The sequence below is a fragment of the Bradyrhizobium sp. Kon58 genome, from assembly GCF_055807455.1.
The window spans coordinates 14731-33053 of sequence record NZ_JBVVOT010000011.1; the positions used below are offsets into that span (position 1 = coordinate 14731).

Genomic DNA, 18323 nt, shown 5'->3' on the forward strand with positions numbered 1-18323 from the left:
ATAATGAGCGCCAAGAGACCGGCCGAACCGTCACCCGAAAGCATCGCGCGGACTAACCGTCAGCGTTTGGCCGCAGAGGAAGGCGCTCGGGCGATGGTGGATGTTGGAAAGCAAGCCGTCGATGTTCGCAAGAACATGGCGCGGCTTCGAGAGCTGCGCGAAGCCAAGGAAGCGGCAGACGCCGCCCTTCAGGCATCATTGCCCGCCGCCACCCCGACGAAGCGCAAGAAGAAGGTGACGCCATAGCTGGCTTCCATTGCGCCGACGACAATTGGGAGAGGGCCGATCACATGCCAAAGAGTGCGGATCGTGCCTAGAATCAAGTCGGATGGCGGTGGCACCATCACCTTCTTTCTCGCGCTTGGCGCGGGACGACAGATGTGCCGTCTTGCGACGACCTTCCTGACGCAGAAGCAGGCTTTCAGTTACCTTCGCAAGAACCGGACCGAGTTCGAGCGCATGGCGCGGGCGCGGCTCGCTTCTGGTGCAGTCGAAGACGGAATCGTCGTGCTATCGATGCTGTAGGGCAGGCGCAGATTTCAGTGCCGCGCCTTCAGCGCAATCCGCGGTCGGAGTCTGGGACCGACGCTCTTATTCGGAGCCGCTTCCCGGCTTCGCCTCCCGGGCCAATCGCTCCGCTTTCAGCCGTTCGCGATTCTCGTTGAAGGAGTTCTGGTCCTTCGCATAGTCATTGATCGGCTTCTGCGTTGTCGCAGGCTTGAACGCCTTGTTGGCTTCACGCTTGGCGCGATCAGAGGATTGATCTTTCGACATTTAAGCCCTCAATTTGATCAACGAGCGTGGTCCTGGCGAGTGCCGGACGCGACGCCACCTGTGCCCGAACTGAAAGGCCGACTTGCCATCCTCGGAAGCGAAGGCGACCAGTTCTTCAGCGTGGGGCAGGGTCTTTGCGAGGCGTGCTGCACTCGCCGTGGAGATTGCATGCTGGCATTTCCGGGCATGCTCGCATTTCCGGGAGCACGCCGGTCGAGGGAGTAACGGCCGGCCACCGCGTCTGTTCCTCGCGAACCAATCTTTAATCCAGCCTTGGCGGCGCGGCAAGCGCGCCGATCGTGCGATGCAGCCTTTGCGCGCCAACAAAAAGGCCGCCGAAGCCGGCGGCCTTTCGCGTCGTGAGATGAGCCCGCTTACTCGGCGGCCTGCTTTTGCGGCGGATCGAGCGCGCCGGACTTGTGGATATCGGCGACCTGATGGTCCGAGAAGCCAAGCACGGTGCGCAGGATCTCGTCGGTGTGCTCGCCGAGCAGCGGGGAGCGCTCCACCTCGCTCGGGGAGTCCGACAGCTTGATCGGGTTGCCGACCGAGATGTACTTGCCGCGGGTGGGGTGGTCGACCTCGACCACGGTGCCGGTCGCGCGCAGCGACTGGTCCTCGGCGATCTCCTTCATCGACAGGATCGGGCCGCAGGGGATGTCGTCCTTGTTGAGGATTTCCATCGCTTCGAACTTCGTCTTCGTCATCGTCCACTGTTCGATGCGGCCGAAGATCTCGTTGAGGCGCGGCAGGCGAACGGCGGGCTTGGCGTAGTTCGGATCGGTCTTCCAGGAGGGCTCGCCGATCACGTCGCAGATCTTCTCCCAGACCGGGGCCTGCGTGATGAAGTAGATGTAGGCGTTGGGATCGGTCTCCCAGCCCTTGCACTTCAGGATGCGGCCGGGCTGGCCGCCGCCGGAATCGTTGCCGGCGCGCGGCACGGCATCGCCGAACGGAATGCCTTCGCCGAACTGGCTGTATTCCTTGAGCGGACCATGGGCGAGGCGCTGCTGGTCGCGCAGCTTGACGCGCGCGAGGTTGAGCACGCCGTCCTGCATCGCGGCCGTCACCTTCTGGCCCTTGCCGGAATGGGTGCGCTGATAGAGTGCGGTGACGATGCCGAGCGCCAGATGCAGACCGGTGCCGCTGTCGCCGATCTGCGCGCCGGTGACGAGCGGCAGGCCGTCGCGGAAGCCGGTAGTGGAGGCGGCGCCGCCGGTGCACTGCGCGACGTTCTCATAGACCTTGCAGTCTTCGTACGGTCCGGGACCGAAGCCCTTGATCGAGGCGACGATCATCTTCGGGTTGATCGCCTGGATCTTCTCCCAGGGGAAGCCCATGCGGTCGAGCACGCCGGGACCGAAGTTCTCGACCAGTACGTCGCACTTCTTGATCAGCTCGGTGAGGACTTCCTTGCCCTTGGGGTTCTTGGTGTCGAGCGTGATCGAGCGCTTGTTGTGGTTGAGCATGGTGAAATACAGGCTGTCCACGTTCGGGATGTCCTGCAGCTGGCCGCGGGTGATGTCACCGACACCTGGACGTTCCACCTTGATCACGTCGGCGCCGAACCATGCAAGCAACTGCGTGCAGGTCGGCCCGGACTGGACGTGGGTGAAGTCGAGAATGCGAACGCCCTCGAGCGCTTTTGTCATCGTGTTGCTCCGTACTCTGATCTACCCCTGCACCCGCAGGGACCTTATGGGTTGAAGGGGAGTGCTTACTTCTTCTTCTGCAGAACGCTTTGCGGATTGAGGTTGCCGATGCGGCCGCTTTCGGAACCGGCGGCGGGATCGATCACGGCGTTGATGAGCGTCGGCTTGCCCGAGGCCATGGCTTCGTTGACGGCGCGCTTGAGCTCGTCCGGCGAGGTCGCGTTCACGCCGACGCCGCCGAAGGCCTCCATCATCTTGTCGTAGCGCGCGCCCTTGACGAACACGGTCGTTGCCGGATCAGCGTTTGCGCCGTTGACGTCGGTGCCGCGATAGATGCCGTCATTGTTGAAGATGACGACGCAGATCGGCAGATTGTAGCGGCAGATAGTCTCGACCTCCATGCCGGAGAAGCCGAAGGCCGAGTCGCCTTCCACGGCGAGCACGGGATGGCCGGTCTCGAGCGTAGCCGCGATCGCCTGGCCCATGCCGATGCCCATCACGCCCCAGGTGCCGACGTCGAGACGCTTGCGTGGGCGATACATGTCGATGACGCCGCGGGCGAGGTCGAGCGTGTTGGCGCCCTCGTTGACGAGGATCGCCTCGGGATGATCCTTGATGACGTTCTTCAGCACGCCGAGCGCGCCGTGATAGTCCATCGGCGATTTGTTGTTCATGAGCTTCGGCGCCATCTTGGCGACGTTCTCTTCGCGCTTGGTCGAAATCGCCTTGGTCCACTCGGCCGGCGGGGCGGTCCAGCCCGAAGCCATCGCCTGGTTGAAGGCGGAGACGACCGAGCCGATGTCGCCGACGACGGGCGCGACGATCTCGACGTTGGAGTCCATTTCCCTGGGCTCGATGTCGACCTGGATGAACTTCTTGGGCGCTTCGCCCCAGTTCTTGCCCTTGCCATGCGAGAGCAGCCAGTTCAGCCGGGCGCCGATCAGCAGCACGACGTCGGATTCTTTCAGCACCGTCGAGCGGGCAGCGCCCGCGCATTGCGGATGGGTGTCGGAGAGCAGGCCCTTGGCCATGCTCATCGGCAGGAAGGGGATGCCGCTCTTCTCGACGAAGGTTTTGATCTCCTCATCGGCCTGCGCGTAGGCCGCGCCCTTGCCGAGGATGATGAGCGGACGTTTTGCGCCCTTCAAAACATCAAGCGCGCGCTTGATCGAAGCGGGCGAGGGGATCTGCGCGGGAGCCGCGTCGATCACCTTGACCAGCGACTTCCGGCCGGCATCGGCGTTCATCACCTGGCCGAACAGTTTTGCCGGGAGGTCGAGATAGACGCCGCCCGGACGGCCGGAGACGGCGGCACGGATGGCACGGGCAAGCCCGATGCCGATGTCCTGGGCGTGCAGCACGCGATAGGCTGCCTTGCACAGCGGCTTGGCGATCGCGAGCTGGTCCATCTCTTCATAGTCGCCCTGCTGGAGGTCGACGATCTCGCGCTCGGAGGAGCCCGAGATCAGGATCATCGGGTAGCAGTTGGTGGTGGCGTGCGCGAGCGCGGTGAGACCGTTGAGGAAGCCGGGCGCGGAGACGGTGAGACAGATGCCGGGCTTCTTGGTGAGGTAGCCGGCGATGCCCGCCGCATAGCCGGCGTTCTGCTCGTGGCGGAACGAGATCATGCGAATACCGGCCGCCTGCGCCATGCGGCCCAAATCCGTGATCGGGATGCCCGGCACATTATAGATGGTGTTGATGCCGTTCAGCTTGAGCGCGTCGATGACGAGATGAAAACCATCCGTCAATTCCTGCTCGGTGCCCGGTGCTTCGGACTTGGTCGCGGTATTCAGCATGGGCCTTGTCTCCCTGGTCTCAAGATGCCGTTTCAGGCTTTAGGGGCGATGCCTCGCCCTTCTGGTGAACGTTGCTGGCTAGAAGAGTTCCTGACCATGCGCTTCGACGTAAGCGGCAAGGCCAAGGGTGTGATCGCGGGCGCGCTTCTCGGCGAGCTCGGTATCGCGCGCCTCCAGGGCCTCGATCATGCCGAGATGCTCGGGGAGCGACGTCGCGGTGCGGTCCTTGCGTCCGATGGTCAATTGCCGATAGCCGCGCACGTGCAGCAGCAGGTCGTTGGTGAGATCGACCAGCACCGGTGATTCCGACAGCGAGATCAGCGCCTGGTGGAAGGCGATGTTGGCGCGCGAATATTCCTCGACGTGATCCTCGGGCAGGCGGTCTTTGCCAAAATCCTTGAAGTAGTCGCGCAGCGCCGTGATGTCTTTCTTGCGCGCCGTGGCGGTGATGAGGCGGGCCGCCATGCTCTCCAGCGCCGCCCAGGCGCGGATCATGTCGACGATCTCGCTCTTGGTCCTGCGCACCACCATGATGCCGCGACGCGGAACCGTCTTCACGAATCCGTCCTGCTCGAGCATCGCGATGGCTTCGCGGATCGGCGTGCGGCTCACACCCAGGCGCTCGGACAATGCGCGCTCGTCGAGCATCACCGGCTCGGGCGTCGAGTAGATGTCCATCTTGAGGATGGCTTCCTTCAAGGCGTCATACGCCTTGTTCTTGAAGCTACTCTCCGGGGCAATACGAACGATTGCGATATCTGCCTCGGCCATGTTCGGCAACGCCTTGGTTGGTTTCCGCAGTGACACGACGAATCTCCTCCAGTGGGAGTCGTCTTTTACAGGATTATTAACGGGAAAGTTTTTGGCATACCAAATACCAGAATGTCAAGCTGCCTATTTTTTGCAGCGTTCTAAGGTGCGCTGCAGCTTGACAAGTTGGCTTCTGGCATACCAAATGCCATCGCCAGCCATTTTTGATCCAAGCCGGCGGAGTAGTCTCGGCTTTATGCCACTCCGTTCTGCGACATGGAACAGAGCGCGGCGAATGGAAAAGCATCACGGGCAGCCGCAACACGCGCGCGCTTTGAGAACGCAAGAACCAAGGTCAAGGGAGAAGCCACATGTCCAATTCCAAAGATGCCGTCCGCAAGGTGCTTGACCAGGTCAAGGCGGACAAGCGCACCAGTCTGACCGCGCCGGAAGGTAAGCTGGTCTGCGACGCCTACGGCATTGCGGTGCCGAAGGAGGGGGTGGCGAAGTCGGCCGGCGAGGCCGGCAAAATGGCCGCCTCGATGGGTTTCCCGGTGGTGATGAAGATCGTCTCGCCGGACATTCTCCACAAGACCGAAGCCGGCGGCGTCATCGTTGGCCTCAAGTCGGCCGAGGACGCCGAGAAGGCCTACGAGACGATCCTCTCGAACGCCAGGAAGTACAAGTCTGATGCCAAGATCGAGGGTGTTCAGGTGCAGCAGATGCTGGCCGGCGGCACCGAAGTGATCGTCGGGTCGATCACCGACGCCTCGTTCGGCAAGCTGGTGGCCTTCGGCCTCGGCGGCGTGCTGGTCGAAGTCCTGAAGGACATTACGTTCCGCCTCGCGCCCGCGACCAAGCAAGACGCACTGTCGATGCTCGACGGCATCCAGGCGCATGAAATTTTGAAGGGCGTTCGCGGCGGCGAGCCGGTGAACCGCACGGCGCTTGCGGATGTCATCGTCAAGGTCTCGCAGCTCGTCACCGATTTTCCCGAGATCGTCGAGCTCGATCTCAACCCGGTGTTCGCGACGGTCAAGGACGCGATCGCGGCCGACGTCCGCATCGTCGTCGACTTCGCTTACGTGCCCAAGCCGAAGCCGCGCCCGACCGAAGAGATCGTCGCGGCCATGAGCCGCATCATGCAGCCGAAGGCGGTTGCCGTGGTCGGTGCTTCGGCCGAAGACGGCAAGATCGGCAATTCCGTGATGAAGAATCTCATCAACGGCGGCTACAAGGGCGACATCTACCCGATCCATCCCAAGGCGGCCGAGATCCTCGGCTACAAGGCCTATAAGAGCGTCAAGGACGTGCCCGGCGTCATCGACACCGCGGTGTTCGCAATTCCCGCGAAGTTCGTGGCCGCGGCGCTCACCGAATGCGGCGAGAAGAAAATTCCCGGCGCGGTTCTGATCCCGTCGGGCTTCGCGGAAGCCGGCGCGCCGGAACTCCAGGCCGAGATCGTCGAAGTCGGCAAGAAGTACGACATCCGCCTGATGGGACCGAACATCTACGGCTTCTACTATACGCCTGCCAATCTCTGCGCGACCTTCTGCACCGCCTATGACGTCAAGGGCCACGCGGCGCTGTCTTCGCAATCGGGCGGCATCGGCATGGCCATCATCGGCTTCTCCCGTTCGGCCAAGATGGGCGTGTCGGCGATCGTCGGCCTCGGCAACAAGTCCGACATCGACGAGGACGATCTGCTCGCCTTCTTCGAGCAGGATCCGAATACCAACCTGATCGCGCAGCACTGCGAAGACCTCAAGGACGGCCGCGCCTTTGCGGAAGCCGCAAAGCGCGTCTCCAAGAAGAAGCCGGTCATCGTGCTCAAGGCCGGCCGCACCTCGGCCGGCGCGAAGGCGGCCTCGTCGCATACCGGCGCGCTCGCCGGCAACGACAAGATCTACGAGGACGTCCTGGCGCAGTCCGGCGTGATCCGCGCCCGTAGCTTGCGGCAACTGCTCGAGTTCGCGCGCGGCGTGCCGGTGCTGCCGACGCCGAAGGGCGAGAACGTGCTGATCATCACCGGTGCGGGCGGCTCGGGCGTGCTGCTGTCGGACTCCTGCGTCGACAACGGCCTGTCGCTGATGGCGATGCCGGCGGATCTGGATGCAGCCTTCCGCAAGTTCATCCCCCCGTTTGGCGCGGCCGGAAATCCCGTGGACATCACCGGTGGCGAGCCGCCGATCACCTACGTCAACACGGTGAAGCTCGGCCTGACGGACGAGCGCATCCATTCGCTGATCCTCGGTTACTGGCACACCATCGTCACGCCGCCGATGGTGTTCGCCCGCAACATGGTCGAGGTGAAGAAGGAGATGGAGGCCAAGGGCTTCGTGAAGCCGATCGTCGCCTCGCTCGCCGGCGACGTCGAGGTCGAGGAGGCCGCCGAATATCTCTACCAGAATGGCATCCCGGCCTATGCCTATTCGACCGAGCTGCCGGTGGAAGTGCTCGGCGCCAAGTACAAATGGGCGCGCGGGGCAGGGCTGCTCTGAGTCGACGATGCCGCTTCGCCTCTCCTCGCGCGCGGGGAGAGGCGAGAACAGTCAGGTCGCGATGAGCAGGAACGTGATCCGGCGTAAACCGCTCGAGCCCCGCTCGCCGTCGGAGGCCGACAACGAGGTGCGCGACGGCGGCGTGCAATCCGTCGATCGCGCGCTGTCGATCCTCGAGACTTTGTCCGAGGACGACGAAGGCTATCGCCTCAGCGATCTCGCCGTCCGCACCGGCCTGTCGGCCTCGACCGTGCATCGCCTGCTGGCGACGCTGGAAAGCCGCCGCTTCGTGCAATTCGACCGCGCCGAATCCAAATGGCATGTCGGCGTGCGCAGCTTCACGGTCGGCGCGAGCTTTGCGCGGCGGCGCAATTTCAGCGCCCAGGCCATCCCCTATTTGCGCAAGCTGCGTGATCTTACCCGCGAGACCGCCAATCTTGCCATGGTCGACGACGAGTTCATCATCGTGCTGACCCGCATGGAGAGCCGCGAGATCATGCGCTCGCTGACCCAGGTCGGCGGCCGCGTCCCCATGGTGACGTCGGGCGTCGGCAAGGCGGTGCTCGCGACCTATTCCGACGAGGACGTCGGCGCCGTCATCCGCCATCACGGCATGCCACGCCTGACCGAGAAATCCATCGTGCGGCCGAGCGACCTGTTCAAGGAGCTCGAAAAGATCCGAAAGCAAGGCTACGCGCTGGATGATGAAGAGGCCTGCATGGGCCTGCGCTGCGTTGCCGCGGTGGTCTACAACGACTGTGCCGAGCCGCTCGCGGCGATTTCGGTCTCCGGCATGACCAGCCGGCTGACCGATCAGCGGTTACCGGAAATCGGACAGATCGTCCGTGATGTTGCTGCCGAACTGACGGCCGCGCTCGGCGGGGCGGTTCCGACGCCCCGCTAATCGGAAACCCGGGGTATGTCACTGGACAGTGTCGGCCGTTTTGGCTGATATGCGACCAAACGACACGATGCGGCAAACGTCCGCATGAGCCCGGAGACGTCCCATGTTTCAACTTCCCGCGCGCCTCGTCGGCGCAGCCGTCGCGCTGACCCTTGCGGCAGCCACGCCGGCTTTTGCCCAGCAGCTCGAGCTCAAGCTGATGGCACCGGCAGCGCCGGGCGGTGGCTGGGACCAGACCGCGCGCTCGATGCAGCAGGCGATGGTCGCCGCCGGCGTCGCACGCAGCGTGCAGGTCACCAACGTTCCCGGCGCAGGCGGCAGCGTCGGCATCGCGCAGTTCGTCAACGGCGCCAAGGGTGACGGCAACCAGCTGATGGTCAACGGCTTCGTCATGGTGGGCGCGCTCGCCATGAACAAATCACCCGTCACGCTCGAGCAGGTGACGCCGATCGCGCGGCTCACCGAGGAAATCCAGGTGATCGTGGTGCCGGCAAATTCACCGATCAAGACCGCGCAGGATCTGGCCGCAGCGGTGAAGGCCGACATCGCCAAAGTGACCTTCGCCGGCGGCTCGGCCGGCGGCGTCGATCATGTGATGGCGGCATTGTTCGCCGGCGCCGTTGGCGCTGACGCGAAGAAGATCAACTACATCCCGTTCTCGGGCGGCGGCGAGTCGCTCGCCGCCATTCTCGGCGCGAAGGTCACCGCCGGCATTTCCGGCCTCAGCGAATATGATGGGCAGATCAAGTCCGGCAAGCTGCGCGCGATCGGCGTGACCTCGGAGAAGCGCATTCCAGGCAGCGACATCCCGACCTTCAAGGAGCAGGGCATCGACCTCGTGATCGCCAACTGGCGTTCGGTGGTCGCGCCTCCCGGAATCACGCCGGAGCAGCGCAAGACCTTGAGCGACGCGGTCGAGAAGATGGTGAAGTCGGACGCCTGGAAAGACATCCTCAAGCAGAAGGGCTGGGAGGATGCGTATCTCGGCGGCGACGCCTTCGCCGATTTCCTGAAAAAGGAAACCGTGCGCGTCACCGACGTGCTGAGATCAGTCGGCCTGGTCAAGTCATGACCACAGGCGATCCGATCCAGCCGCCGCGGCGCGTCGATCGCGCCGGCATCGTCATCGCCGCGTCGCTCGCGCTACTTGCCGCGGTGCTGGTCTGGGACGCGCGCGGCCTGCAATCGACCACGATGTACGGGATGGGGCCGGAGGCGATGCCGGTCGTGATCGCCACCGGCCTCGCGCTGCTCGCGATCGGCAATCTCATCGACGCGCTGCGTGGTCATTTGCCCGCGCGCGAGAGCGCCGATCCCGTGCCTGTGGTCTTGATCCTCGCCGGCCTTGCGCTGCTGATCGGCATCATCGGCTTCGGCGGCGGGTTCATTCTGGCGACGTCGGCGCTGTTCGTCACGACCTCGGCGGCATTTGGGCGCCGGGCCGTCCTCGTCGATTCCGCCATCGCCCTCGTGATGTCGATCCTCATTTACCTCGCGTTCGACCGGTTGTTGACGTTGAGCCTTCCGGCCGGCCCCCTGGAGCGACTGCTGTGATGGACACCTTCGCCGCGCTGGCGCATGGCATGGCGGTCGCCGTGCAGCCGATGAATCTCCTCTACGCCCTGATCGGCGTGTTCCTCGGCACCGCCGTGGGCGTGCTGCCCGGCATCGGCCCGGCGTTGACGGTCGCGCTGCTGCTGCCGGTGACGTACAAGCTCGATCCGGGCGGTTCGCTGATCATGTTCGCCGGCATCTATTACGGCGGCATGTATGGCGGATCGACCACCGCCATCCTGATCAATACGCCCGGCGAGAGCGCCTCGATGGCGACGGCGCTCGAAGGCAACAAGATGGCCAAGGCCGGCCGCGGCGGGCCGGCGCTCGCGACCTCCGCGATCGGTTCCTTCGTCGCGGGCACCATCGCCACCATCGGGCTTGCCTTTCTCGCGCCGTGGTTGGTCGATTTCGCCGTGCGCTTTGGCCCGGAGGATTATTTCGCGCTGATGTGCGTCGCCTTCGTCACGGTGTCGGCGACCTTCGGCGATTCCCCGATTCGTGGCCTGACCAGCCTGTTCATTGGTCTGACGTTGGGCCTGGTCGGCATCGACAAGCTGACCGGTCAGGCGCGGCTTGCGTTCGGCGTGCCCGAGCTGCTCGACGGCGTCGAGGTGACGACGCTCGCGGTCGGCCTGTTCGCGGTGGGCGAGGCGCTCTACGTCGCATCGCGCCGTCACCACACCGAGGAGAAGCTCGAGCCGGTGCGCGGCTCGCTGTGGATGACCAAGGAAGACTGGAAGCGATCGTGGAAGCCGTGGCTGCGCGGCACCATGTTCGGCTTCCCGATCGGTGCGCTGCCTGCCGGCGGCGCGGAGATCCCGACCTTCCTGTCCTATTCCTGCGAGAAGCGGCTGACCAAACACCCCGAAGAATTCGGCAAGGGCGCGATCGAAGGCGTCGCAGGACCGGAGGCCGCCAACAACGCTTCGGCTGCGGGCACGCTGGTGCCGCTCTTGACGCTGGGATTGCCGACCTCGGCGACGGCCGCGATGATGCTGGCGGGCTTCCAGCAATACGGCCTCAACCCGGGGCCGCTGCTGTTCGCCGAGCGGCCCGACCTCGTGTGGGGCCTGATCGCGAGCCTGTTCATCGCCAATTGCATGCTGCTGGTGCTCAATCTGCCGCTGGTTGGCCTGTGGGTGCGGCTGCTGGCGATCCCGCAGCCGTGGCTCTATGCCGGCATCCTCGTGTTCGCGACCATGGGCACCATCGCCGCAAAGCCGTCCGTGGTCGAACTGTCGATGCTGGCCGGCTTCGGCGTGCTCGGCTTTCTGATGCGGCGGTTCGATTTTCCGATCGCACCCGTCGTGGTCGGCCTGATCCTCGGCCCGATCGCCGAGAGCCAGCTGCGCCGCGCGCTCGCGATCAGCCTCGGCGATCCCATGACGCTGCTCCAGAGCCCGATCTCGGCGACGCTGCTTGCGCTGGCGTTGATCGCGCTGCTGGCACCCTTCGTGCTGAAAGGGATGGGACGCTTCAAGGCGAACGAGGACTAGCCATCCCGACGCGAGCGTCTTCTAATGCTACGTTCATCTCGTGGGAAAAGTCATGCCGTCAGAGCTCCGTTCGCCCCGTCTCGCTGTCCTGATTGATGCCGACAATGCTTCGGCAAAGATCGCCGACGGACTGTTCGAGGAGATTGCCAAGATCGGCGAGGCCAGCGTTCGCCGCATCTATGGCGACTTCTCCAATGCCAGGTCGAGGGGCTGGGCCGACATCCTGTCGAAACACGCCATCATCCCGCAGCAGCAGTTCGCTTATACGACAGGGAAGAATGCGTCCGACATCACCCTGGTCATCGACGCAATGGACCTGCTTCACAGCGGCCGGTTCGACGGTTTTTGCCTGGTGTCGTCGGACAGCGATTTTACCCGTCTCGCCGCCCGGATCCGGGAGCAGGGTATCGATGTCTTTGGGTTCGGCGAACAGAAGACGCCCGAGAGCTTCCGGCAGGCCTGCCGAAGATTCGTCTACACGGAGAACCTGCTGCCCGCGCCGGCGAACACCCAGGACGCCGCCTCGCGATCGACGTCGCTTCAGCCGCTTGATGCCGCAACCCCCATCATCAAGAAGGTCATCACCCAGATGGAGAGCGAGGACGGCTGGGTGACGCTCGGGGAGGTCGGTCGCCAGCTTGCCAATCTCGCGTCCGATTTCGATCCGAGAACGTTCGGCTTCCGCAAGCTGAGTGACCTCGTGCGCAAGACGAATGCGTTCGAGATTGACGAGCAGAACGGGAGGTCGATGCGGATTCGGGTCAAGCCCGCTGCCGCAGCGGCCCCGAGACGACGGAACTCGCGCAGACCCGCGAGGCCGGCGGCGGCAGGCGGTTCGCCGCCTAAGGCGTAAGCAGGGCGTGCCGTTATATTTGCGCTTGCCCGGTCCGGCGCGGAGCGTAACCATCGCAGGGCCATAACGCCACGCGAGGGTCCTGATGACCAGACTTACCCGCTTCGCCGTCGCACCGTTGCATTCGATGACCCGGCGTCTCGCCGATGTGGCCTCGGCCCGTGTCGCGCCGGATCTCGTCGTCACCGGCGCGCGGGTGCTCTCGACCTATTCGGAGCGTATCCACGCGAGCCGCGAGGTCTGGATCACCGGCGGCCGCATTGCTGCGGTGAAGCCGGCCGGTGCTGCGAAGAAAGTTTTCAGCAACGTGCCGGTTTACGACGCGGCCGGCGGCATTATCGCGCCGGGCCTGGTTGATCCGCACATCCACATCGAATCCTCGATGGTGACGGCCTGCGCCTACGCCGAGGCCGCATTGCTCAACGGCACCACTACGATCTTCTGCGACAGCCACGAGATCGGCAACGTCATGGACGTCGCCGGCGTCGAGGCGATGCTGGAGGACGCGCGCGAGGCGCCGTTGTCGATCTTTTTGACCGTGCCAAGCACGGTGCCGGCCACCTCAGCCGCACTCGAGACCGCGGGTGGCGACCTCACGCCGGACAAGATCGCCGGCCTGTTCGACCGCTGGCCGGAGGCTGTCGGGCTCGGCGAGAAGATGGATTTTGTGCCCGTCACCATCGGGGACGAGCGCAGCCATGCGATCCTCGCCGCCGCCCTGAAGCGCGGGCGGCCGGTATCCGGCCATGTCTATGGCCGCGAATTCGTTGCGGCTTATGCGGCGTCCGGCGTCACCGACACCCATGAGGCGATCGACCGCGACATCGCCGACGATTTGCTCGATGCCGGGGTCTGGGTCTTCCTGCGCGGGGGACCGCCGACCACACCGTGGCACTCGCTGCCGCAGGCGATCCGCACTATCACCGAGCTCGGCGCTTCGCACAAACGCACGTCCGTGTGCACCGACGATCGCGACGCCGATGATCTCCTGCTGTTTGGGCTCGATTGGGTGGTGCGGGAGGCGGTGAAGGCGGGAATGTCGCCCGAGCAGGCCTGGTCAATGGGCTCGCTGCATGGCGCGACGCGCTTCAACATGGACAGCGATATCGGCGGGCTCGGCGGCGGGCGCCGCGCCGATCTGGTGCTGATGGACGACAATCTGAAGCCGCAATGCACCTGGTATGGCGGCGAGCTCGTGGTCGAGAACCGCAAGATCACACCGAAGCTCGATCAGGCGCTGTCGCAGCGCTATCAATACCCGCAGGCGGCCTACCCGACTGTGAAGCTGCCGGAGAAGCTGAAGCTGACGCCGGAGCTGCCGGCGAAGGCCTGCACCATCAACGCCATCAAGACCGCGTTGCCCGGCATCATGCTGATCCATGAGAAGATCGCGATCGAGCCGGCAAAGGATTGGCCGACGCTGTTCGCTCGCTACGGCCTGTGCTTCGTCACGGTGGTCGAGCGCCATGGCAAATCGGCCGGCAATGTCGCCTATGGCCTGTTGAAGGACTTTGGCCTCAAGCGCGGCGCAGTCGCCTCCAGCGTCGGGCACGACAGCCACAACATCATCGTTGCCGGCACCAACGAGGCCGACATGCAGGTCGCGGTGGCTGCCATCAAGGAGCAACAGGGCGCCGTCTGCCTCGTCGCCGAAGGCAAGGTGAGGGCGCTGGTGCCGCTGCCGATCGCTGGGCTCTTGTCCGACAAGCGCGTCACCGAAGTGGCCGAAGAGGTCAAGGTGCTGAAGAAGGAATGGGCGGAAGCCGGCTGCACCATCCCCTACATGGGATTCAATTTGATTCCGCTATCGGTCATTCCGGAAATTCGTATCACCGACAAGGGTCTCGTGCTGGTGCCGCAGATGCAGCTGGCGCCGCTGTTCGAGTGATCGCTTTCACGCGTGTCTCGATCTAACTGACTGAAGCTGCCGCGATTTTTCCGCGGCTGCCGCATCGTGGAAAATAAAATCGATCTCGTTGAGTGAAGCCCTCGCGGGCCCGATGATCCCGCTCGAGCCAATGCAACTCAAGCGAGGTCCGATATGGCGAAGATGCGAGCCATCGATGCTGCCGTGCGAATTCTGGAGAAGGAAGGCATCTCGACCGCCTTCGGCGTTCCCGGGGCCGCGATCAATCCGCTCTATTCGGCGCTGAAGAAGCGGGGCTCGATCCGCCATATCCTGGCGCGGCATGTCGAGGGTGCCTCGCACATGGCCGAGGGCTACACGCGGGCCAAGGCCGGCAATATCGGCGTCTGCATCGGAACCTCGGGGCCGGCGGGCACCGACATGATCACCGGGCTCTATTCGGCGATCGCCGATTCCATCCCGATCCTCTGCATCACCGGGCAGGCGCCACGGGCGCGGCTCTACAAGGAAGATTTCCAGGCCGTCGACATCGAGTCGATCGCAAAGCCCGTGACGAAATGGGCGGTGACCGTGCGTGAGCCCGCGCTGGTGCCACGCGTGTTCAGCCAGGCTTTTCACGTGATGCGCTCGGGAAGGCCTGGCCCGGTGCTGATCGACATGCCGCTCGACGTGCAGCTTGCCGAGATCGAGTTCGATGACGAAACCTATGAGCCGCTGCCGGTCTACAAGCCGACCGCGACGCGCAAGCAGGTCGAGAAGGCGCTGGAGATGCTCAACGCGGCCGAGCGGCCGCTGATCGTGGCGGGCGGCGGCGTCATCAATGCGGATGCGTCCGATCTCCTGGTCGAGTTCGCCGAGATCGCCAACGTGCCGGTCGTGCCGACGCTGATGGGGTGGGGCGCGATCCCCGACGACCACGTGCTGATGGCCGGCATGGTCGGTCTGCAGACCAGCCATCGTTATGGCAACGCCACGATGCTCGAATCCGATTTCGTGCTCGGTATCGGCAACCGCTGGGCCAATCGCCACACCGGCTCGGTCGAAACCTACACCAAGGGCCGCACCTTCGTGCATGTCGACATCGAGCCGACCCAGATTGGGCGGGTGTTCAATCCCGATCTCGGCATCGTCTCGGACGCCAAGGCCGCGCTCGAACTGTTCGTCACCGTCGCCAGGGAGTGGCGCCGGTCAGGCAGGTTGCGCGAGCGCCAGGCGTGGCCCGCGGCCTGTCGCGATCGCAAGAAGACGATGCTGCGCAAGAGCCATTTCGACAACGTCCCGATCAAGCCGCAGCGCGTCTACGAGGAGATGACCAAGGCGTTTGGCCGTGACACCTGCTACGTCTCCGTGATCGGCCTGTCGCAAATCGCCGGCGCGCAATTTTTGGGTGTCTACAAGCCGCGTAACTGGATCAATGCCGGGCAGGCGGGCCCGCTCGGCTGGACGCTGCCCGCCGCCCTCGGCGTGCGCGCAGCATGTCCGGATCGCGACATCGTCGCGCTCTCCGGCGACTACGATTTCCAGTTCCTGATCGAGGAGCTCGCGGTCGGCGCGCAGTTCAATCTGCCCTACATCCACGTCGTCGTGAACAATTCCTATCTCGGCCTGATCCGCCAGGCCCAGCGCGGCTTCGACATGGATTATCACGTCCAGCTCTCCTTCGATAACATCAACGCGCCGGAGCTCGGCGGCTACGGTGTCGATCACGTCGCCGTCGCCGAAGGCCTTGGTTGCAAGGCGATCCGCGTCACCGATCCCAAGGATGCGCAGGCCGCGTTCGCGACCGCGCGCGAATGGATGGCGAAGTACCGCGTGCCCGTGATGGTCGAGTTCATCCTCGAACGTGTCACCAACATCGCGATGGGCGCGGAGATCGACAACATCGTCGAGTTCGAGGAGGTGCTGGATCTGCCGCTCGACGAGGTCGCGAGCGCGCGGCCCGGCGTGCTGCAGCCGGCGGAATAGGGAACAGCATCATGCCGAAATTCGCCGCCAACCTCACCATGCTCTTTAACGAGATGCCGTTCGTGGACCGCTTCGCTGCGGCCAAAGCGGCGGGCTTTTCCGGGGTCGAATATCTCTTTCCTTATGATTTCGAGAAGGCGCTTTTGCGCGAGCAGCTCGACAGCCATGGGCTGACGCAGGTGCTGCACAATCTGCCGGCCGGAAACTGGGCCGCGGGCGAGCGCGGCATCGCGATCCTGCCCGATCGCGTCGCCGAATTCCGCGACGGCGTGTTCCGCGCCATCGACTATGCCAAGGCGCTCGACTGCGAGCAGCTCAACTGCCTCGTCGGCATCGCGCCAGTGGACGCCGATCCGCGCGAATTGAATGAGACGCTGGTCGGCAATTTGCGCTTCGCGGCCGCGACGCTGGCGCGGGAGAACATCAAGCTGCTGGTCGAGCCGATCAACACGCTCGACATTTCCGGCTTCTTCCTCAACGGCACCGAGCAGGCGGTGCAGCTGATCTCCGAGGTGCGCTCGAACAATTTGTTCGTCCAGTACGATATCTATCACATGCAGATCATGGAAGGCGATCTCGCCCGCACCATGCAGGAGTATCTGCCGCAGATCGCGCACATCCAGCTCGCCGACAATCCCGGCCGCAACGAGCCCGGCACCGGCGAGATCAACTATCCCTTCCTGTTCCGCCATCTCGACGCGATCGGCTATCGCGGCTGGATTGGTTGCGAATACAAGCCGCGCACCACCACGCTGGAAGGCCTGTCCTGGCACGCCGCGCAGACGTTTGAGACCTGAGGAACTTTGACATGATCGACATCGGCTTTATCGGACTTGGCACCATGGGACGGCCGATGGCTGGCCATCTTTTGGCTGCAGGCCATCGCGTTCTCCTGCACGATGTCGGGCCGGTCGCACCCGAGCTGATCGCCGCCGGCGGCGTCGCCTGCAAGTCAAGCAAGGAGGTTGCGGAGGAGGCGGATGCGGTCATCATCATGGTGCCCGATACCCCGCATGTGGAGGCCGTGCTGTTCGGCAAGGACGGCGTCGCGGGCGGCATTTCCAAGGGCAAGATCGTGGTCGACATGAGCTCGATCTCGCCGCTGGCGACCAAGGAGTTTGCGAAGAAAATCGAGGCGCTCGGCGCGGATTATCTCGACGCACCGGTGTCAGGCGGGGAGGTCGGTGCCAAGGCGGCAAGCCTCACCATCATGGTCGGTGGCCCCGAGCGCGCCTTCAACACCATGAAGCCGATCTTCGACAGGATGGGAAAGAACGTCACCCGGGTCGGCGCCAATGGCGACGGCCAGACGACGAAGGTCGCCAACCAGATCATCGTCGCGTTGACGATCGAGGCGGTCAGCGAAGCGCTGCTGTTCGCGTCGAAAGCCGGTGCGGATCCGGCACTGGTGCGGCAGGCCCTGATGGGCGGCTTTGCGTCTTCGCGGATTCTCGAAGTGCATGGCGAGCGCATGGTGAAGCGCAATTTCGATCCCGGCTTCCGCATCGAGCTGCACCAGAAGGATCTCAACCTCGCGCTTGAAGGCGCCCGCGCGCTCGGCCTGTCGCTGCCTAGCACCGCAGTGGCGCAGCAACTGTTCTCGTCCTGCGCCGCGCATGGCGGCAAGGGCTGGGACCATTCGGCGATGGTGCGCGCGCTGGAACTGATGGCGGGGCACGAGATCGCCGCGGCCTGAACTGTTACCGGGTAACAGTCTCCGTTGTGGTTCTGCCTAGATCGGGCGAGGGAACCGGAACAATGATCCGGCCCCGCGGTTGAAGGCGCACAACAATCACTGGAGACATAAGCACATGAAAACCCGTCTTGCGATTTCGTTGGCTGCCGCGTCGCTGCTGGCGTCGAGTGCGGCCTTTGCTCAGTCGACGACCGAAGAGGGCGCCAGGAACGGCGCACGCGCGGGCGGCGACATTGGCGGTCCGGTCGGTGCGATGGTCGGTGGTACCGTTGGTGCAGCCGTGGGCGCCGGCCTTGAAATTCCGAACGCGATCCTGGGCGGTATTCCGCGTGATGATTCCGTCGTGGTCCACGAGCGCGTCGTGGTCGGCGAGCCACTGCCGCCGACCGTGGTGCTGCGGCCCGTGCCGAACTACACCGAATACCGTTATGCGGTCGTGAACGATCGCCGCGTGATCGTGGAGCCGCGCACGCGCCGCGTCGTCAAGATCATCGACTGATCGATCGCAG

General features: G+C 64.3%; 17 protein-coding genes. 13 read left to right on the forward strand and 4 right to left on the reverse strand.

Annotated elements, in window-relative coordinates; genetic code table 11:
- Positions 1 to 3: 3 nt before the first annotated feature.
- Positions 4 to 246, forward strand: a complete 243-nt coding sequence (locus tag AC0L20_RS19555; protein WP_007593322.1) for a hypothetical protein — start codon at positions 4 to 6, stop codon at positions 244 to 246.
- Positions 247 to 300: 54 nt separating this feature from the next.
- Positions 301 to 525, forward strand: a complete 225-nt coding sequence (locus AC0L20_RS19560; protein ID WP_473290988.1) for a hypothetical protein — start codon at positions 301 to 303, stop codon at positions 523 to 525.
- A 66-nt stretch (positions 526 to 591) separates the two neighbouring features.
- On the opposite strand, the gene AC0L20_RS19565 is transcribed toward AC0L20_RS19560, so the two are convergent.
- The 4 genes from AC0L20_RS19565 to AC0L20_RS19580 form a co-directional block, all read right to left on the reverse strand.
- Positions 592 to 774: a hypothetical protein gene (locus tag AC0L20_RS19565; RefSeq protein WP_007608360.1), complete on the reverse strand. Its 183-nt coding sequence runs from the start codon at positions 772 to 774 to the stop codon at positions 592 to 594.
- Positions 775 to 1148: 374 nt separating this feature from the next.
- Entirely contained in the window at positions 1149 to 2426 is a 1278-nt protein-coding gene (frc, locus tag AC0L20_RS19570; RefSeq protein WP_007608365.1) for a formyl-CoA transferase, read from the reverse strand.
- A 65-nt stretch (positions 2427 to 2491) separates the two neighbouring features.
- Entirely contained in the window at positions 2492 to 4225 is a 1734-nt protein-coding gene (gene oxc, locus AC0L20_RS19575) for an oxalyl-CoA decarboxylase (RefSeq protein WP_473290992.1), read from the reverse strand.
- A gap of 78 nt (positions 4226 to 4303) precedes the next feature.
- Positions 4304 to 4996, reverse strand: coding sequence for a GntR family transcriptional regulator (locus tag AC0L20_RS19580; protein WP_197031202.1), 693 nt, complete (start codon positions 4994 to 4996; stop codon positions 4304 to 4306).
- 350 nt (positions 4997 to 5346) lie between these two features.
- Here AC0L20_RS19580 and AC0L20_RS19585 point away from each other — a divergent pair, with 350 nt between their 5' ends.
- The 11 genes from AC0L20_RS19585 to AC0L20_RS19635 all read left to right on the forward strand — a co-directional run bounded on the left by AC0L20_RS19585 (position 5347) and on the right by AC0L20_RS19635 (position 18313).
- Positions 5347 to 7476, forward strand: a complete 2130-nt coding sequence (locus tag AC0L20_RS19585) for an acetate--CoA ligase family protein (RefSeq protein ID WP_473290996.1) — start codon at positions 5347 to 5349, stop codon at positions 7474 to 7476.
- Between the two features lie 61 nt (positions 7477 to 7537).
- Positions 7538 to 8380: an IclR family transcriptional regulator gene (locus AC0L20_RS19590; protein ID WP_456769664.1), complete on the forward strand. Its 843-nt coding sequence runs from the start codon at positions 7538 to 7540 to the stop codon at positions 8378 to 8380.
- 103 nt (positions 8381 to 8483) lie between these two features.
- The gene (locus AC0L20_RS19595; protein ID WP_473291001.1) at positions 8484 to 9452 is read left to right on the forward strand and encodes a Bug family tripartite tricarboxylate transporter substrate binding protein; all 969 of its coding nucleotides are present in this window, start codon (positions 8484 to 8486) and stop codon (positions 9450 to 9452) included.
- A complete protein-coding gene (locus AC0L20_RS19600; protein WP_473291005.1) occupies positions 9449 to 9934 on the forward strand; it encodes a tripartite tricarboxylate transporter TctB family protein in 486 nt (161 codons plus the stop codon). Before AC0L20_RS19595 ends, AC0L20_RS19600 begins: the two co-directional genes overlap by 4 nt.
- Positions 9934 to 11433, forward strand: coding sequence for a tripartite tricarboxylate transporter permease (locus AC0L20_RS19605; protein ID WP_027569151.1), 1500 nt, complete (start codon positions 9934 to 9936; stop codon positions 11431 to 11433). The genes AC0L20_RS19600 and AC0L20_RS19605 overlap by 1 nt, the downstream gene beginning before the upstream one ends.
- A 52-nt stretch (positions 11434 to 11485) precedes the next feature.
- On the forward strand, positions 11486 to 12286 hold the full coding sequence (locus tag AC0L20_RS19610; RefSeq protein ID WP_473291008.1) for an NYN domain-containing protein: 801 nt from the start codon (positions 11486 to 11488) through the stop codon (positions 12284 to 12286).
- Positions 12287 to 12371: 85 nt separating this feature from the next.
- Positions 12372 to 14174: an adenine deaminase gene (locus AC0L20_RS19615; protein WP_473291012.1), complete on the forward strand. Its 1803-nt coding sequence runs from the start codon at positions 12372 to 12374 to the stop codon at positions 14172 to 14174.
- 153 nt (positions 14175 to 14327) lie between these two features.
- The gene (gene gcl / locus AC0L20_RS19620; protein WP_473291016.1) at positions 14328 to 16118 is read left to right on the forward strand and encodes a glyoxylate carboligase; all 1791 of its coding nucleotides are present in this window, start codon (positions 14328 to 14330) and stop codon (positions 16116 to 16118) included.
- Positions 16119 to 16129: 11 nt separating this feature from the next.
- A complete protein-coding gene (hyi, locus tag AC0L20_RS19625; RefSeq protein ID WP_473291020.1) occupies positions 16130 to 16915 on the forward strand; it encodes a hydroxypyruvate isomerase in 786 nt (261 codons plus the stop codon).
- An 11-nt stretch (positions 16916 to 16926) separates the two neighbouring features.
- Complete coding sequence (locus AC0L20_RS19630; protein ID WP_473291024.1) at positions 16927 to 17814, forward strand: 2-hydroxy-3-oxopropionate reductase; 888 nt, start codon at positions 16927 to 16929, stop codon at positions 17812 to 17814.
- Positions 17815 to 17929: 115 nt separating this feature from the next.
- Entirely contained in the window at positions 17930 to 18313 is a 384-nt protein-coding gene (locus AC0L20_RS19635) for a DUF1236 domain-containing protein (RefSeq protein ID WP_007593296.1), read from the forward strand.
- Positions 18314 to 18323 lie beyond the last annotated feature (10 nt).

Coding starts and splice junctions, on each gene's coding strand:
- AC0L20_RS19590 (WP_456769664.1), top strand. CDS start 7,538: ATGAGCAGGAACGTGATCCGGCGTAAACCGCTCGAGCCCCGCTCGCCG.
- hyi (WP_473291020.1), top strand. CDS start 16,130: ATGCCGAAATTCGCCGCCAACCTCACCATGCTCTTTAACGAGATGCCG.
- AC0L20_RS19600 (WP_473291005.1), top strand. CDS start 9,449: ATGACCACAGGCGATCCGATCCAGCCGCCGCGGCGCGTCGATCGCGCC.
- gcl (WP_473291016.1), top strand. CDS start 14,328: ATGGCGAAGATGCGAGCCATCGATGCTGCCGTGCGAATTCTGGAGAAG.
- AC0L20_RS19635 (WP_007593296.1), top strand. CDS start 17,930: ATGAAAACCCGTCTTGCGATTTCGTTGGCTGCCGCGTCGCTGCTGGCG.
- AC0L20_RS19630 (WP_473291024.1), top strand. CDS start 16,927: ATGATCGACATCGGCTTTATCGGACTTGGCACCATGGGACGGCCGATG.
- AC0L20_RS19595 (WP_473291001.1), top strand. CDS start 8,484: ATGTTTCAACTTCCCGCGCGCCTCGTCGGCGCAGCCGTCGCGCTGACC.
- AC0L20_RS19610 (WP_473291008.1), top strand. CDS start 11,486: ATGCCGTCAGAGCTCCGTTCGCCCCGTCTCGCTGTCCTGATTGATGCC.
- AC0L20_RS19585 (WP_473290996.1), top strand. CDS start 5,347: ATGTCCAATTCCAAAGATGCCGTCCGCAAGGTGCTTGACCAGGTCAAG.
- AC0L20_RS19605 (WP_027569151.1), top strand. CDS start 9,934: ATGGACACCTTCGCCGCGCTGGCGCATGGCATGGCGGTCGCCGTGCAG.
- AC0L20_RS19615 (WP_473291012.1), top strand. CDS start 12,372: ATGACCAGACTTACCCGCTTCGCCGTCGCACCGTTGCATTCGATGACC.
- AC0L20_RS19580 (WP_197031202.1), bottom strand. CDS start 4,996: ATGGCCGAGGCAGATATCGCAATCGTTCGTATTGCCCCGGAGAGTAGC.
- AC0L20_RS19565 (WP_007608360.1), bottom strand. CDS start 774: ATGTCGAAAGATCAATCCTCTGATCGCGCCAAGCGTGAAGCCAACAAG.
- frc (WP_007608365.1), bottom strand. CDS start 2,426: ATGACAAAAGCGCTCGAGGGCGTTCGCATTCTCGACTTCACCCACGTC.
- oxc (WP_473290992.1), bottom strand. CDS start 4,225: ATGCTGAATACCGCGACCAAGTCCGAAGCACCGGGCACCGAGCAGGAA.
- AC0L20_RS19555 (WP_007593322.1), top strand. CDS start 4: ATGAGCGCCAAGAGACCGGCCGAACCGTCACCCGAAAGCATCGCGCGG.